The sequence below is a fragment of the Nocardia sp. IBHARD005 genome (assembly GCF_052814245.1).
On the sequence record NZ_CP199935.1, the window covers coordinates 6,229,804 to 6,245,088 of the forward strand.

A 15,285-nucleotide genomic window follows, 5' to 3' on the forward strand; every position below is an offset into this window, starting at 1 on the left:
CGGATCAGGTGAGCTGAGCTCGGGTTTCGGCCAGTAATTCCGACAGCATCGGTCTGGCCGCGTGCTCGTCGGCCAGTTCGGCGACGGCCTCGGCGAGGATCTTCTCGGCTTCGGTGGGGCGGTTCAGCTCGATCAGGAGTACGGCGCGCTCGTAGTCGGCGCGGATGGCCTGGTCGGTGGCATCGATGGCGCGGAAGCCGCAGGCGGCGGCGTCGGCGCGCGGGAGGGCGTCGGCCCGGCGCTGCGCACGGCGCAGGATTCGCGCGGCGTTGTGGTTGTGCCTGGCTGTGTGCCAGGTGAGCAGTTCGGGGTCCGGGTCCGTGGTGGCGAGCTGCGTGATCGCTTCGTCGGCGGCCGAGACGGCCGCGACCGCGGCGGCGCAGTCGCCGGTCCAGTGCAGCGACAGCGCGGCGCTGTAGCGGCAGTAGGCGACGCGGATCGGGTCGCCGTGTTTCCCGGCGGTCTCGGCGGCCAGCACGTAGCGCTCGGCGGCCTCGGCATCGCGATCGAGGGTGTCGAGCAGATCGGCGGTCTCGACGAGCGCATAGGACTCGCCGACGAGATTGCCGGTGGCGCGGTCGGCTTCGATGATCTCGTCGAGGACGACGAGTGCTGCTTCGTCCTCGTCGAGCTCGCGATGCAGGCCGACCAGCAGGAAGCGGCAGGTCCGGGCTTGCTCGTCGGCCCCGGCGCGCTCCAGCCCGGCGATGCTCTCCTCGGCCTGGTCGGCGGCGTCGAGGAATTGGCCGATGGCGCGGTAGGCGAGCGCCAGATCCCACTGCACGTACGGCACTTGCGCATTGCCCGCCGCGGTGCCGATCGCGATCGCGGTCAGCAGCTCGCTGACCGCTTCCGCCGGCCTGGCCAGGTGGATGAGCAGGGCGCCGCGCCGCGCGTGCACGACCAGCCGCAAGCTGTCGGGAAGGTCGGCATCGACCAGCCGCACCGCCTCGTCGATCATCACCAGTGCCGCGTCCGAATCGCCTGCGTCGCTGAGAATTCCGGAAAGGTACTGGGCCGCATCGGCAACCCGCCACCCACGACCGGCCCGGCGATACGCCGCGACCGCCGCCTGTCCGGCCGCCGCTGCCTCGGCGAGTTCAGCGTTGTTCTGGTGCAGATACATTCGATGCCGGGCGACATCCCCGAGCAGGCTGTCGTCGGCCGCGCCTGCGGCGTCGACCGCTGCCCGGTCGAGCAATGCCGGCAGCTCGGCGGCGTCCTCGCCCGCCAGCTCGCCCCGATCGAACAGTGCGAGCAGGCCGCCGGAAAGGCGTAGCGCCGCCGTGGCTCTCGTGTGCGGATCGGGCGAGCTCGCCAGGTGCGATAGTGAATCTCGCAGCAGTACAACAGCTTCCGTCGCGTCACCGTACCTACTGAGCAGAAGACCGAGACGACCCAGATCGGACTGGCGGCGATCTTGCTCGCCCGCCGTGGCGAAATACTCTGCGGCTTGGCGCAAAAGCGATTCGGCGCGGGCTCGATCCGTTGTCTGCAACGATCCGCCTGCCATGACGGAGGCGCGTCGACCCGCGAGACCCGGATCAGTCGGCTCCGGTTCGGCCGCCAGTCGCTGTGCCAGCGCCCGCAGCTCGGCGAGGGCGTGGTGGGTGTTCGCCCGCTCGGCGCGTTCGATCAGTTCGATGGTGGTGAGCTCGGGGATCTCGACGGCCGCCGCCGCCGGGCCCGGCTCGACCGGCATCCGGTGCGCGGTGGCCGCGGACAACGGCAGGTAGTCCACGATCGGCGTGCTCGCCAGCTTCGCGTTGACCAACGCGGTCTGGTGATCGGTGCCGTTGCGGCGGTCGAAGCGGGCGGCGATGGCGAGTGCTTCGCCGGTCAGCTCGACGTGCATCGCGCGCGCGGTCGATTCGACAGCCGGGCGGTCGGCAAAGGCCGGGCGGCGCAGCGTGGTGTCGCCGTGGCCGGTGTCGACGAGCGTGCGCAGCAGCAGGGCCGCGGAGGCGAGGAAGGTGAGCGCGTCTTTCGGGCTCGGCGCGCGGTCGAGCCAGCAGAAGTGGCGATCGAGCAGTTCCAGGCCACGCACCTGATTGCCGGACAGCGCGCAGAACTCGAGGTGGTCGCCGATCGCGGCGAGGTCCTGGGGTTTGGTGCGCAGCAGGCGGTAGGAGCGGCGATGCGCGGTGCGCGCCTGGTCGAGTTGTCCGGTGCGCAGGTAGGGCAGCAGCAGTTCGGTCAGGATCAGCTGTGGTTGCTCGGAACAGCCGAGTTCACCAGCGAGGACCGGGGCGGCCAGCTCGACGGCTTCGGCGTCGCGGCCCTGGCTCGCGAGCCAGGCGACGCGGTTGGTCGGGTCGCAGCCCTCGCAGTCGGAATTCTCGTCGCGCGGTGTGGTGCACCATCTTTCGTACCACTGGGCCGCCGCGGCGAGATCGCCGACATGTTCGGCCACGCGGTGTCTGCGGCCGTAGACCGCGTTCAGGCTCTGACCCTCGACCCGGTAGCGCCGTTCCATCTGATCGAGGGCGGCCAGCGCCCGATCCCTTGGCACCTCGGGGAATTTCGTCATCGCGCCCACCGCGGTCTTGAACTTCCACCGCAGCGAGGGCGCCACCCACGACTCATGGGCGCCGGGGTCGCGATCGTAGTCGGCCAGGCAGCGGGCGAACGGGACGAACAACTTGGCCGGGCTCATCCCGTGGCCGTACGCGTCGACCATCGCCATGCGAACATGAAACGCGAGCGTGGTGTGCGCGCCGGCCTCGGCGTGCCGCAGGACCTGTTCCAGCAGTGCGTCTTTGGCGTCGCCGTAGGGCATGTCGTATGCCTGGAAGAGCAGCCTTTGCAGGTCGTCGGGAGTGTTGGGGGCTGCCGGCATCAGAGCTCTCCCCGGGGATCGTGAACCGCCCAGTCGAGCAACCCGACGAATGATTTGTTCAGCAGCGCGGTGTCGACCGGGCGCATCGGATGCTGACCGAGCAGCAGCGCCTGGCTGTAGAGGGCCTCGACCGCCGTCGTCACCAAGCGGGCATCGGCGAGCCCGGTAATGCGGCGTACCAGCGGGTTCCGGTAGTTGAGCACCAGCTGCGGACGGTCGCCTGCCCGGTCGGTATCGAAGGCGCCGAGTACATCGGCCCACAGTTCGTCGGCGACTTCGCGGGTGGCACGCAGTTCGGCGCGGTGCCCGGCGTCGCGGTCGAGCAGATACAGCGCGGCCAGCGACGGCGGATCGAAAGTGCGCAGCACGACTTCGCATTCCAGGCGGTCGAGCACGCGCTGGGCGGTGGTCAGGAAGGGACGGAGCGCGAGCTCGGTGGCCGGATCGACGAGGTCGAAATGAGTGGCCAGTTCGGCGGAATCCAAACGGAGCACGCGGATTTCGGGATCGATCGCGGGCAGCCGCTCGAGAATGTCGGTGATATAGGAGTAGCCGCCGTTCACCAGGCCGATGCCCGCGGCGCTCGCCACCGCGGCGAGCTGGCGGAATTCCTCCACCGACGGGGTGTAGCGGACAGCGCCGAAGCGGCGGCGGAATTCGGCGAGCGGGATCTGGCCCGCGTTGGTCTCCACCGGCAGCCAGCGGTCGACCAAGCGCAGCATGTCGTCGTCGTGCAGGGCGAGGGCCTTCACGCCGAGATCATGAACGCGCAGGAAACGGTGCAGCGCGGCCGGATCCGAGGTGGACAATTCCACCAGCCAGTCCCTGATCCGGTTGCCGAGCGCTGCCCTTGTGCTCTCCAGCAGGTCGTCCTCGTAGAGGGCCTCGCGGCTCGCGGTGGGGCGCAATTCGGTGGTGTCGACCACGCAGCGGACGAAGAACGCCCAGTCGGGCAGCAGCCCGGTGACGCTCTCCGCCAGCAGCATTCGCTTGAGGTAGACACGGTGCCCCGCCCTGGCCGCGGGGTTGACCGGTTGCGGGAGCACGAAAGCCACACCGGTGACACCGGATTCGGCGCAGGCGAGATCGAAGGTGGCGAACGGGGTGAAACCGAAGGTGTCCTCGGCGTACCCGGCAAGCGCATTCGTGCGGTCCGAAGGAGTGGGATAGGTTGCGCGCCAAGGCACTTCGGGCTCGGTGATCGAACGGCCATCGACGGTGACCTCGAAAGGCAGCAGGCTACCGAACAGCCGCGCCAGCTCGACCACGGTCGTCGGGGTGAGCCACTGCCCGGCGCCGCGGCGGGGCGCGAGGATCACGGTGGTGCCCGGTTCGTCACGTTCCTGTGCGGCAGGCTCCACGCGGTAGCGGCCATCGGCGAAACCGGTCCAGCGCACCGTCGGGCCGCCGCGCGCCGATCGGGTGAGAACCTGGGCCTCGTCGGCGACCAGGAAGCACGACAGCAGGCCGATACCGAACTGCCCGAGGAACTCGTGCCGGGCGAAACCGAGGTCGTCGCGCTTACCACTGCGGCCGATCGTGGCGAGGAAGGTGTGCACCTCGGCCTCGGTCAGGCCGACACCGCTGTCGTGGACGCGGATCGTGCCGTCACCGGTGCTCGCGGGCGTCTCGATCCGCACCTGCGCGCGAGCCAGCGGGTCGATGGCCCGGCGGGCGGTGATGGCGTCGACCGCGTTCTGCAGCAACTCGCGGACGTAGACCCGTGGACTGCCGTACAGGTGATGGCTCAACAGATCGACGATGCCGCGTAAGTCGACCTGGAATACCTGCTCCACCAGTTCCCTCCCAAAACGCTGACCATCTGCTGGGTCACTGTAGCTCTAATATTTGCGGCCGGCGCCGCGGTTCTGTCTGCTCATTTGCCGCTGGCGCCGCGGTTCTCGGCGCTCAACTCCGAGCACACGGAGACCGCTGATCAGGATTGGTGATGGACCAGGGTATTGATCGCACTGCCCATATCGGTCCAATAGATATGGCCACTCAGCTTGTCGACAACGCCGCCGTCGGGACACCGGTCGAGGCCGCCGACCACGGTGCGGACCTGCTTGCCGTCGAGCGAAACAGCGTGCATCACACCGGCTTCGAGATCCGATGCCACTATTTCTGTCGCGGGCTCAGCCCTGATTCGGCTTCGGGTAGTCGTCATAGAATCCCGCGCCGGTCTTCACCCCGAGCTTGCCTGCGCCGACATATTTCTTCAGCAGCTCGACCGGGCCCTTCGGCAGGTTCGGGTTCTCCTGCCCGGAGTGCTGCTCGATGTCGAGCACCACATCCAGACCCACCTGGTCCATCATCCGGAACGGACCCGCCTCGGTGCCGAAATTCCGCGAGAACATCTCATCGACATCGGACGGTGTCGACACACCTTCGTAGACCACCTCGAGCGACTCGCGCTTGATGGCGGCCCAGATGCGGTTGAGGATGAAGCCGGTCGACTCCTTACGCACCAGGAACGGGTGCAGGCCGTACTCCGGGAAGGTCTCCAGGACGAAGTCGAGGGTTTCCTTGGATGTGTTGCCGTCCGACATCACGTCGAGCACCGTCGACTGCGGCGGCAGGTAGAAGTGGGTGTTGAGCATCCGGTCGCTGGTTCTCAGGCCCTCGGTGAACAACCGGCTCGCGTACGACGACGAGTTCGAGGCGACGATCGCATCGGCATCGGTGTCGTCGTCGAGCTGGGCGAAGACCTTCTTCTTCAGATCGAGGACCTCCGGAACCGCCTCGACCACCAGCCACGCGCCCTTCACGCCGATGGCCTGGTCGGGCACGTACTCGGCGGTGCCCGACTTGCCGTTCGGCACCGTCGCCGCCACGTCGGGCAGCTGATTCTCCACGAAGGCCACGGCCGCGTTGCCGACCTCGCCGTTGGGATCGATGATGCGGACCTCGCCACCCCTGGTGGCGAACATCAGCGCGATCCGTCTGCCCAACGTGCCACCGCCGATCACCGCGACCGGACGCTCGAAATGATTCTTCGGGACAATGCTCACAGCGACTCCCTTTGCACAGGCGACGGGGAAGAATTCGGTGACGCACACGACAGCCTTGCCAGCGTAGCGCCGACGGCCGATCGCCAAGCCGCCCGACGCCCCGACTTGCGTTGACACCCCGTCACGACCGGCCACAATGTGGTTGCCTTATCCTCACGTTCTACGTTTTTCGCGCGTCAGCACTAGGGGGCTACTCGATGACCACACTGGCCTCCGGACTGTTCATCGACTGGGAAGAGCTCACGGGGCAGTCGAAGTTCGTCGTCGAGCTGATCAGTTTCCCGATCTTCAGCGCCCTCGCAGGCTGGCTCACCAACTGGACCGGCGTGCTGATGCTGTTCTGGCCGCTGTACTTCAAGGGCTTCCGGGTTCCGCTGCTGCACGTGCTGTACCCCTATCTACCGCGGCGCGTCCAGGTGCTGCCGACGTTCTCCGGTGACGGGCGCATGCTCGGCTTCCAGGGCTTCATCCCGGCCCGCGCGGAGAAGATGGCGAGCATCTGCGTGGACTCGGCATTGTTGCGGATCGGCAGCCCGCGCGACTTCATCCACGAACTCGACCTCGACGGGATCGGCGACTACCTCGCCGACCGGGCGCGCGACCAGGTGCAGCCGATCGTCGACGAGATCATGTACCGGGAAAACCCCGACCTGTGGCGCTCGCTGCCCCGGCAGGTGAAACAGGCCATCTACCAGCGGGTGGACCGGAACCTGCCCGCGCTGTGCCGGCGCGCGTTCGAGAGCCTTGGCGACAATATCGACCAGCTGCTCGACGTGAAGAACTTCGTGATCCGGTACCTGGAGAAGAACCCGGCCATCCTCAAGGACCTGACCACCACCATCGCCGCACCCGAGCTCAAGTTCATGGCGCGGATCGGTCTGCTCGGTGCGCCGTTCGGCCTGATCCTGGCGCTGTACCTGCACGTGCACTCGCAGATTCCCTACTTCGGTGCGATTCCGGCCTGGGTGATCGTGCTGTTCTCCTCGGCGATGATCGGTGTGACGGTGAACGTCATCGCGATCAAGATGGTGTTCGAACCCGGCGACCCGCAGCCGCGCTACAAGTACCTGTGGCGCCAGGCACTGCTGGCCAAGCGCCAGCCCCAGGCCGCGACCGACCTCGCCCACATCCTGGCCTACCAGGTGCTGACCGTGGAGAACCTGTCCAACGAGCTCCTGGAAGGGCCGAACGGGGACAAGACCCGCCAGCTCCTCGAACGGGTGGTGTCGGAGGAGATCCACAAGCAGCTGGGCGCGACCGCGTTCATGGTGCGGGCCGCGCTCGGGAAGAAGCAGTTCGAGAATTTGGCTGTGTCGGGCGTCGGCGCCGGGGTGATCTCGGCGCGCACGATGATCGAGGACGAACAGTTCGTGCTGGAACAGGCGAAGAAGATCGACGACTTCGCGGCGCGCAAGCTGCGCACGCTGACGCCCGGCGAGTTCATGGAGATGTTCTACGCGTCGGTCGAACAGGATGCGTGGCTGCTGTACCTGCACGGTGGGGCGCTGGGTATCGGTGTCGGCGCACTCCACCTGCTGACCTTCGGCTGGTAGGTTCTCAAATAACAAGCACGCGTGCTTGCATTTTTTGACGGTCGCTGCGACCCTTGGTGACGACGGCGCACCGGCACCGGGTCGCGCCATGATCGGCAAGGGAACTCCATGGCTGACCTCGCAGCGCTGCTCGACGATTTCGCCGCCGAATGCGCGGATCTGGAAAATCTGGTCGCACCGCTGACCCCCGAGCAGTGGAAGACACCGACACCCGCGCCACGCTGGGATATCGCCACCCAGATCGCCCACCTGACCTGGACCGACGAGGTATCGGTGATCGCCGCGACCGACGCCGAGGCCTTCGCCGCCTTCCTCACCGAGGCCGCGTCACGGGCATTCACCCTTGTCGACGAAGGCGCCGAGGAAATCGCGCAGACACCGGCCGCCGACCTGCTGGTCCGCTGGCGCACGGGCCGCGATCAGCTCATCGCCGCCCTGGCCGCCGTCCCCGCAGGCACCAAACTGCCGTGGTTCGGCCCGCCGATGAGCGCCGCGTCGATGATCTCGGCCCGCATCATGGAAACCTGGGCCCACGGCCAGGACGTCGCCGACGCACTCGGCGCAACTCGCGTCCCCACGGCCCGCCTGCGCACCGTCGCCCACATCAGCGTCCGCGCGCGGAACTACGCCTACCTGGTCAACGGCGAATCCGGCCCCGCCGAGGAATTCCGCGTCGAACTGACCGCCCCCGACGGCACACTCTGGACCTGGGGCCCCGAAGCCGCCCCCCAACGCGTTACCGGCCCCGCCATCGACTTCTGCCTGGTAGCCACCCAACGCCGCCACCGAGAAGACACCGCCCTGATCACCGAAGGCCCCGACGCCCACCACTGGCTCGGCATCGCCCAAGCCTTCGCAGGCCCCCCCGGATCCGGCCGCACCGCAGGCCAATTCGCCTGAGACCCACCCCAGCCACACCACTCACCTCGAGACCGCCACGCCCCGCACCCCCAGCCACACCACTCACCCCAAGACCCCCACGCCCCGCACCCCCAGCCACACCGCTCACCTCGAGACCGCCATGACCGCACTCCCCACCCCGCACCCGCGACCCCTGGGGAGCGGCGGCCACGAAGTGGCCGGTCCGCGGCCGGGTCGCCGGTCAGCGCTCGAAAGCGCTGCGCCGAAGGCGCTAGTCTCGAGCGCTGACCGGCGGCCCCTCGGGGCCGCGGACACGCGCGCGCCAGCGCGCCAATAAACACAGGCGAGCGCCCTTCCCTGAGCGCCATTCGTGCCGACTGCCCCGGACTTCGTTGGCCGGGGTTGACCGCCGTGGCAGTCGTGAATGACGCTCGCCTGCTCTATTCAGTTACCCGTTGGACGGTGTGAGAAACACTTGCCCATGCGAAAACACGCCCCGACTAGGAGTGATGCGGCACCGTTTCGGATGTGGCTCTGATCTCACGGCAGTGGAGCGGTTACTGTGCGGCCCACCACGTAACCTGGAGGCAGCACGTGGCTTTCAACGATGCGGGCCCGTTCAACTCGGGTATACCCACAGCCACAGGAGGGAACCGCATCGTGACCGCACATCGACCTGCTCAGATCGTGCGCCTGTCCGCGATCGTCTGCTCCGGCGCCGCCAGCCTCTGCCTCACCGTCGCCGCGGGCGCCTACATCGTCAATCACATGCCGCCGCCCGCGCGGGAGTACGCGAGCCCGGTCGCGACGCCGAACCCCGGCCACCACCGGTCCTTCCCGGTCGAAGACTCCGCATCAAGCGCCTACGACGTCGAGCTGGCCATGTCCGCCGGGCCCACGCTGGCCACCGAGCGCTCGGTACCCGCCGCCACGCGCACGCCGGTCACCGCGCTGCAGTCCGGAGTCGGTGCGCGACTGAACGATTCGCCGCTGGCCGGACGGGTGGGGATCGGCGGCACCTATGTCGGCGCGCAGGTGGCGCCGCCGCGCGACGAAGGCTTGGCGTTCACCGTCGACACGAACCTCGTGACGGTGGCGGCGAAATACCTCGGCCTGACCGTGGATCCGGCCGCTGTGACCGCACTGCACACCGAATTCAACGCGCGCCGTGGGGAATTGGTGTTCGTGCTGTCAGACCCCGGCCTCGGCAGCCACACGCTGCGGGTGGAGGGAACACCGTCGGACACCGAGACCGCGAGCACCGTGACACCAGCCGAGGAACCGCCGACTACCGTCGACGTGTGACTCCTCGCGGCACCTCGAGCGGTGCGTACGACTTCTGCGTGGTCGGCGGCGGCATCGTCGGCGTGGCCACCGCGCATCGGCTGCTGACCGAGCATCCCGGCGCGAGCCTGGTTCTCATCGAGAAACAAGCCTCGCTCGGCACGCACCAGACCGGGCACAACAGCGGCGTCATCCACTCCGGGATCTATTACCCCCCGGACAGCCTGAAGGCACGGCTGTGCCGGGCCGGTGCGCAGTGGACGAAGGAATTCGCCGCGGCCAACGACATTCCGTTCCGCGAATGCGGAAAGTTGCTGGTGGCCACCGATTCCGCCGAGCTCGAGCGGATGCTCGCGCTCTACGAGCGCTCGATCGCCAACGGCGTGGAGGTCGAGGCGATCGACGCGGCTGAGCTGCGGCGACGCGAACCCCGGATCGCCGGCGTCGGAGCGCTGTTCGTGCCCGCCACCGGCATCATCGATTACACGAAGATCACCGCCGCGCTCGCCGCTCAGGTCGAGGCGATGGGCGGGGAGATCCTGCTCGGCGCCGCTGTCGAGGCGATCACCGAAAACGTCTCAGCTGTCACGGTTTCGGGCCCGAGCGGCTCGGTCACCGCGGGCACGCTGATCGTCTGCGCGGGTTTGCAAGCCGACCGGATGGCACGAAAGGCTGGGATAAACACCGACTTTCGCATCGTGCCGTTCCGTGGCGAGTACTACCGGCTCCCCGCCGAGCGGTCGGATCTGGTGCGCACGCTGATCTATCCGGTGCCCGACCCCGCACTGCCGTTCCTCGGCGTTCACCTCAGTCCCACCATCGACGGTGAACTCACCGTCGGCCCGAACGCGGTGCTCGCACTGTCGAGGGAGGGTTACCGCAAGGGCAGCGTGAACCGCCGCGACGCCATCGACGTGCTGAGCTTCGCCGGCGTGCGCCGGGTGGCCCGCGACCATTTCGCCACCGGGGTGCGCGAGCTCCGCAATTCGGTGTTCAAGCGCGGCTACCTCGCCGAATGCCGCAAATACTGCCCCGAACTCACCGCGGGCGACCTGCTCGGGCACCGCGCGGGAATCAGGGCACAGGCGGTGCTGCGCGACGGGACGCTGGTGCACGATTTTCTCATCGAACGCACGCCGCGCTCGATCCACGTGCTCAACGCGCCCTCCCCGGCCGCCACGTCGGCGATGCCGATCGCGAAATACCTGGTCGAACAACTCAATTCCGCCAAATAAATAGGAGATTTGTAGTACTTTTGGCTCCTGTACGCGGTGGGTGAGAACCCATCCGGATCAGGGAGGGCCGATGGGCCACATCAGGTTTGCGTGTGACGTCGGCGCACCGGTCGACGCCGCCTTCGCCTATGCCGAGGATTTCCGCCACGGGCCGCGGTGGATGTTCGGCGTCACCGGCGTGGCGCCGCTCGGCGAACCGGACCAGGGATTGGGCGCCGCCTTCGCGGTAACAGTCCGGTTGTTCGGGGTGATTCCGCTGCGATCATCGGTGGAGATCACCGAATACCGGCGCAATGCCGTGATCGGGTATACCCTGCGTGGGCGGGTATACGGAACCGTTACCCTGCGCTTCGATCCACTCGGCTACGAACGGTCGGTGCTGACCTCCGAAGCCGACTATCCACCACCACGCGGCATGTTCGGCCGCCTGTGCCACGGCCTCGTCGACGCGGCCGCGAAATCGGCACTGCGCCGAACGGAATCGCGGTTGCGAAGGGAGATAGAGGCATTCCACGGTACCGATCTTGTCGGCCGCATCGCCTAGGGTGGCGGTCATGATCATCGTGAGCACCGACGGGTCCTGCCTGCGTAATCCCGGTGGTGCCATCGGCTGGGCATGGGTGAATCACTCCGGGCCCGCCGACAGCGGCGGCGCGGCCAGCGGCACCAACCAGATCGCCGAACTCCGCGGCGTGCTGGAAGCCATCCTCGCCCACCCCGGCACCGAACCGATGCTCATCGAGAGCGACTCCCAGTACGCCATCAAATGCGCCTCGGAATGGATCACCAGCTGGCGACGCAACGGCTGGCGCACCTCCACCGGCGGCGCGGTGAAGAACGTGGAAATCATCAAGCAGATCGACCGAGCCATCACCGGCCGCGAAGGCCCGGTGCGGTTCCGCTGGGTGCGCGGTCACGTGGGCAACTACTTCAACGAACAAGCCGATAAGTTAGCCGGCGAAGCGGCACGAGCGGTCCGCGAAGGAGTGCTCGTACCCGCGGCGCCAGCCGCCCCGAACCCGGTTCTCGGCCGCCTTGATTCTGGACTGACCAGAGGGTCCCAGGTAGGGGCTGACCGTCACTCCTGCGACGAAGGAGTGCCCGTCGGGAGGGAAGAATCGAGGCCTCAGGGCCGAGAACCCGCGGCGCCAGCCGCAAAAGACACGGTCCCCACAGGGAAGTCGGTCGCAGAGCACGCGCCGGTGGCAGGGACTCTCACCCTGTTCTAGGTGCGGTGCGACCGGAGTGGGACCGGACACCGAAACGCCGCGGGCGATGAAGCTGCCCGCGGCGTTTCGGTTGGCTCAGTTCCCGGTGCTCAGTTGTTCCCGGTGCTCAGTTCCCCGGTGTCGGGGCGGGCGCGGGAGCCGGGGCAGGGGCCGGAACCGCCTGACCGGGTGCCGTACCGCCGGCAGCGCTGCCGCTGCCGTTCTTGAGCAGCGGCGAGTCCAGCTTGCTGACCAGCCACTTGTCGCCGGAACGCTCGAGGCTCATCTCGATCGCGAACATCATCCGGTCGGGCTCGGTCTGGGTGAAGTTGGTGCGGTACTGGGTCATGGTGACCATGGCCTTGACGTCTTCGGTGCTGCCCGAGATGTACGCGCACTGCACGTCTTCACCGGTCGACTTGACCTGGGCCTGCACCATGGCGCCCTTGAGCGCGTCGCTGGCGTCGCTGAACTCCTTGAGGTAGTCGCCGGTGGCGCCCGCCTTCATCGACTCGATGTAGCCGTCGAGATCCTTGGAGTAGTCGTAGTTGGCCAGGATGGCGCCGTAATCGCAGGCGGCCTTGGTGGACTCGGCGATAGCGTCGAGCTTGTCGGCCTTGTTGCTGTTCTGCAGGAAGAACACCACACCCGCGGTGATCGCGCCGACTGCGACCACACCGGCCACACCTGCGGCGATCCAGCCCGTCGAGCTCGATGTCGCGCTCGGGACAGCGGCCGGAGCCGGCGCCTCGGTCACGGTCTGTGCCTTGACAGTGGGCTGATCGAGCTCGGGAGTCGCCGCCGCACCCTTGACGGTGGGCTCGGCCTTCGCCAGATCGGGCTTGTCTGCCGCGGCAGCATCGGACTTGCTCTGGGCATCGTCGCTGGTCATCGAATCAATCCTGCTCTTTCCCGGCGCACATATCGCACCGATTTCCGAATGTGTGGCCCGTGAGGCGGGCCACACGTTTCCCCGCGAGTATGCCCGGTCAAGCTGTGAACAGCCTGGCCGGGCATCCACAATCTCTACTTCGCGGGGATGGGGGTCCGCTCGTTCGGGTCAACACCCGGCGGCATCTGCGCACCGTTGTTGGGCACGTTCGGGCGCGGGGCATTGGCCGAACCACGGATCTGCAGGTCAGAGGTCGGATTGGTGCAGTAATTCCACTTCGGAATGCTGCCGTCCTGGACCTCTTCGTTGCGCCGGTACTCGGTGTCGTAGTAACACGTCGGACGCGGCCAGATATCGAGGATGGTGTGGAACTCGCCGTCGTGCGCCGGGGCGCCGATCGACCCGAGACCCAGTGCCAGCGACGGGAACAGCAGCCGCAGGGCGGGCGTGCGCAACTGCGCCGCCTTCGTGATGGCCACGAAGTTGGCCGCCAGCGAACTGATCGGATCGGCCGTCGCGTCCAGCACCGCGCCGAGGGACTCGAACTGACCCGGCGCGTTGTCGAGCACGCCCTGCAGCTCGGCGTTGGCATTGTTGAACTGCGTGAGCAGCGCACCCGAATTGCGGGTGAGCGTCTGCAGATCGGGCTGGGCGTTCGAGGTGGTCTCAGCGATCACCCGCAGGTTGGCGATGAGGTTCACCGTCTGCGGCAGCAGGTTGTCCAGACCCGCGACCACCAGGCTGACGCCGTTGATCAGGCTGCGCAGCTGGTCGGGGCCGCCACCGAGCGCGATGTCGAGCTCGTCGAGGATGATGCTGAACTGCTCCGGATTCACCGAGCCGATCAGCGCGCTCGTATCGTCGAGCACCGCCCACACCGGAACCGGCGTCTGGATCTGCTCCGGGCTGTACTTGATCACCGCACCGTCGCTGAGGAACGGGCCGACATCGCTCTTCGGACGGAAGTCGATGTACTGCTCGCCCGCCGCCGACAGCGCCGCCACCTGGATCAGGGTGTCGACCGGGATCTTGAAGTCCTTGTCGATCTGGGCCTTGGCGGCGATCGCCTCACCGTCGTTGATCAGTTCGATCGAGGTGACCTTGCCGATCCGGAATCCGCGCATGGTCACGTCGTTGCCCGGCTGCAGACCGCCGGAGCGGTCCAGGTTGACGGTGACGTCGTACTCGGACCGCAACGGGTTGACCCGCATCACGTTGACCAGCAGATACGTCGCACCGAGCAACAGCACGACTACGAGCGCGCTGTTCGCCAGCAAGATCTTGCTGCTTGCGAACTTCTTCAGCCTGCTCATCGGTGGCCTCCCACTCGGCCCTGAACGATCTGCAGCACCTGGATGAAGCTGCCGACGAAATCGTTCACATCTTTCATGTCCCAGAGCTTGCTGTTCGCCGGATCGGTCAGCAGGCCCACATCGAGGTTGGTCAGCGTCGCGTACGTCGCCAGACCCTTACCCTTGAACGTCTGGTTGACGGCGGGCCGGATCGCGTGCAATTGATCCATCACATAACCGAAGTCGCCGCCGGTCGCGGCCAGCGCGTTCATCAGGTTGTCGAGATTGGTGAGCAGATCCGACAGCTGGTCACCGGTGGTGTTGGAGTAGTCACCGAGGGCTGCGGTGGCCGTGGCCAGCTTGCTGAGCAGGTCACCGATCGCCCGGTTGTTCTCGGCGATCGCGCCGATGGCCTGGGGGAGTGTGTCGGCCACCTGGCCGAGCTGACCCTTGTTGGTCTCGATGGTGTTGGCGAGGGTGTTGAACTCGGTGAGCACCGAGTCGACCTTGGTGCTGTTGGCGTTCAGTTCGCCGATGACGCCGGTCATCTCGTAGATCAGATGCCCCAGCTCACCGCCGTGCCCGTTGAGGATCGAGCCGAGTTCGGTGCCGAGCCTGCTCAGGCTGGCGACACCGCCACCGTTGAACAGCATCGACACCGAGATCAGCAGCTCTTCCACGGTGGCGCCTGCCGAGGTGGCGTCAAGGCCGAGGGTCGCACCCGCGGGCAGGGTCTCCGCGCTCGTGATGTTCTTCGGCTGGTTCAGCGCGATGAAGACGTCACCGAGGGGGGTGGCCTGGCGCAACTCCGCGGTACTGCCCTTGGGCAGCTTGAAATCGGTGTTGATCTCCATGTCGACCATGGCCTCGAAGTTCTTGGTCGTGATCGACGACACGACGCCGACATCAGAACCACCGACCTTCACCTTGGCCTGGTCGGGCAGGTTCAGGGCGTTCTCGAACTTCGCGTGCAGGGTGTAGGTCTCGCTGCCGGTGCCCGGCTTGGGCAGCGGCAGATCCTCCACGGTGAAGCCACAGCCGGTCGTGATCGTGACCGTGGCCAGTGCGGCCGCGCTGAGCAGCGCGCGGCGGGCCTTCATCGTCATTCGC

Annotated in this window: 13 protein-coding genes; 6 read left to right on the forward strand and 7 right to left on the reverse strand. The window is 67.2% G+C overall.

Annotated elements, in window-relative coordinates:
- Positions 1–4: 4 nt before the first annotated feature.
- The 4 genes from ACTWPB_RS29215 to ACTWPB_RS29230 form a co-directional block, all read right to left on the reverse strand.
- A complete protein-coding gene (locus ACTWPB_RS29215; RefSeq protein ID WP_446223655.1) occupies positions 5–2,839 on the reverse strand; it encodes a hypothetical protein in 2,835 nt (944 codons plus the stop codon).
- The gene (locus ACTWPB_RS29220; protein ID WP_446223656.1) at positions 2,839–4,635 is read right to left on the reverse strand and encodes an HSP90 family protein; all 1,797 of its coding nucleotides are present in this window, start codon (positions 4,633–4,635) and stop codon (positions 2,839–2,841) included. The genes ACTWPB_RS29215 and ACTWPB_RS29220 overlap by 1 nt, the downstream gene beginning before the upstream one ends.
- A 140-nt stretch (positions 4,636–4,775) precedes the next feature.
- Positions 4,776–4,958: a hypothetical protein gene (locus tag ACTWPB_RS29225; protein WP_446223657.1), complete on the reverse strand. Its 183-nt coding sequence runs from the start codon at positions 4,956–4,958 to the stop codon at positions 4,776–4,778.
- A gap of 16 nt (positions 4,959–4,974) precedes the next feature.
- Positions 4,975–5,850: a 3-hydroxyacyl-CoA dehydrogenase family protein gene (locus ACTWPB_RS29230; protein WP_446223658.1), complete on the reverse strand. Its 876-nt coding sequence runs from the start codon at positions 5,848–5,850 to the stop codon at positions 4,975–4,977.
- Between the two features lie 197 nt (positions 5,851–6,047).
- Here ACTWPB_RS29230 and ACTWPB_RS29235 point away from each other — a divergent pair, with 197 nt between their 5' ends.
- The 6 genes from ACTWPB_RS29235 (at position 6,048) to ACTWPB_RS29260 (ending at position 12,012) form a co-directional block, all read left to right on the forward strand.
- The gene (locus ACTWPB_RS29235; protein WP_446223659.1) at positions 6,048–7,403 is read left to right on the forward strand and encodes a hypothetical protein; all 1,356 of its coding nucleotides are present in this window, start codon (positions 6,048–6,050) and stop codon (positions 7,401–7,403) included.
- 108 nt (positions 7,404–7,511) lie between these two features.
- Positions 7,512–8,303 (forward strand): TIGR03084 family metal-binding protein, encoded by a 792-nt coding sequence (locus tag ACTWPB_RS29240; protein ID WP_446223660.1) that lies wholly within the window; start codon positions 7,512–7,514, stop codon positions 8,301–8,303.
- Positions 8,304–8,924: 621 nt separating this feature from the next.
- Positions 8,925–9,569 (forward strand): hypothetical protein, encoded by a 645-nt coding sequence (locus tag ACTWPB_RS29245; protein WP_446223661.1) that lies wholly within the window; start codon positions 8,925–8,927, stop codon positions 9,567–9,569.
- The gene (lhgO, locus tag ACTWPB_RS29250; RefSeq protein WP_446223662.1) at positions 9,566–10,783 is read left to right on the forward strand and encodes an L-2-hydroxyglutarate oxidase; all 1,218 of its coding nucleotides are present in this window, start codon (positions 9,566–9,568) and stop codon (positions 10,781–10,783) included. Before ACTWPB_RS29245 ends, lhgO begins: the two co-directional genes overlap by 4 nt.
- Before the next feature lie 70 nt (positions 10,784–10,853).
- Complete coding sequence (locus ACTWPB_RS29255; protein ID WP_446223663.1) at positions 10,854–11,327, forward strand: SRPBCC family protein; 474 nt, start codon at positions 10,854–10,856, stop codon at positions 11,325–11,327.
- 10 nt (positions 11,328–11,337) lie between these two features.
- A complete protein-coding gene (locus ACTWPB_RS29260; protein WP_446223664.1) occupies positions 11,338–12,012 on the forward strand; it encodes a ribonuclease H family protein in 675 nt (224 codons plus the stop codon).
- 106 nt (positions 12,013–12,118) lie between these two features.
- Here the strand turns inward: ACTWPB_RS29260 and ACTWPB_RS29265 are convergent, their stop codons facing one another.
- The 3 genes from ACTWPB_RS29265 to ACTWPB_RS29275 all read right to left on the reverse strand — a co-directional run bounded on the left by ACTWPB_RS29265 (position 12,119) and on the right by ACTWPB_RS29275 (position 15,281).
- On the reverse strand, positions 12,119–12,883 hold the full coding sequence (locus ACTWPB_RS29265) for a hypothetical protein (RefSeq protein ID WP_446223665.1): 765 nt from the start codon (positions 12,881–12,883) through the stop codon (positions 12,119–12,121).
- 134 nt (positions 12,884–13,017) lie between these two features.
- Positions 13,018–14,196 carry an MlaD family protein gene (locus ACTWPB_RS29270; protein WP_446223666.1) on the reverse strand — a complete coding sequence of 393 codons (1,179 nt, stop codon included), beginning with the start codon at positions 14,194–14,196 and terminating at the stop codon, positions 13,018–13,020.
- Positions 14,193–15,281 (reverse strand): MCE family protein, encoded by a 1,089-nt coding sequence (locus ACTWPB_RS29275; protein WP_446223667.1) that lies wholly within the window; start codon positions 15,279–15,281, stop codon positions 14,193–14,195. The genes ACTWPB_RS29270 and ACTWPB_RS29275 overlap by 4 nt, the downstream gene beginning before the upstream one ends.
- Positions 15,282–15,285 lie beyond the last annotated feature (4 nt).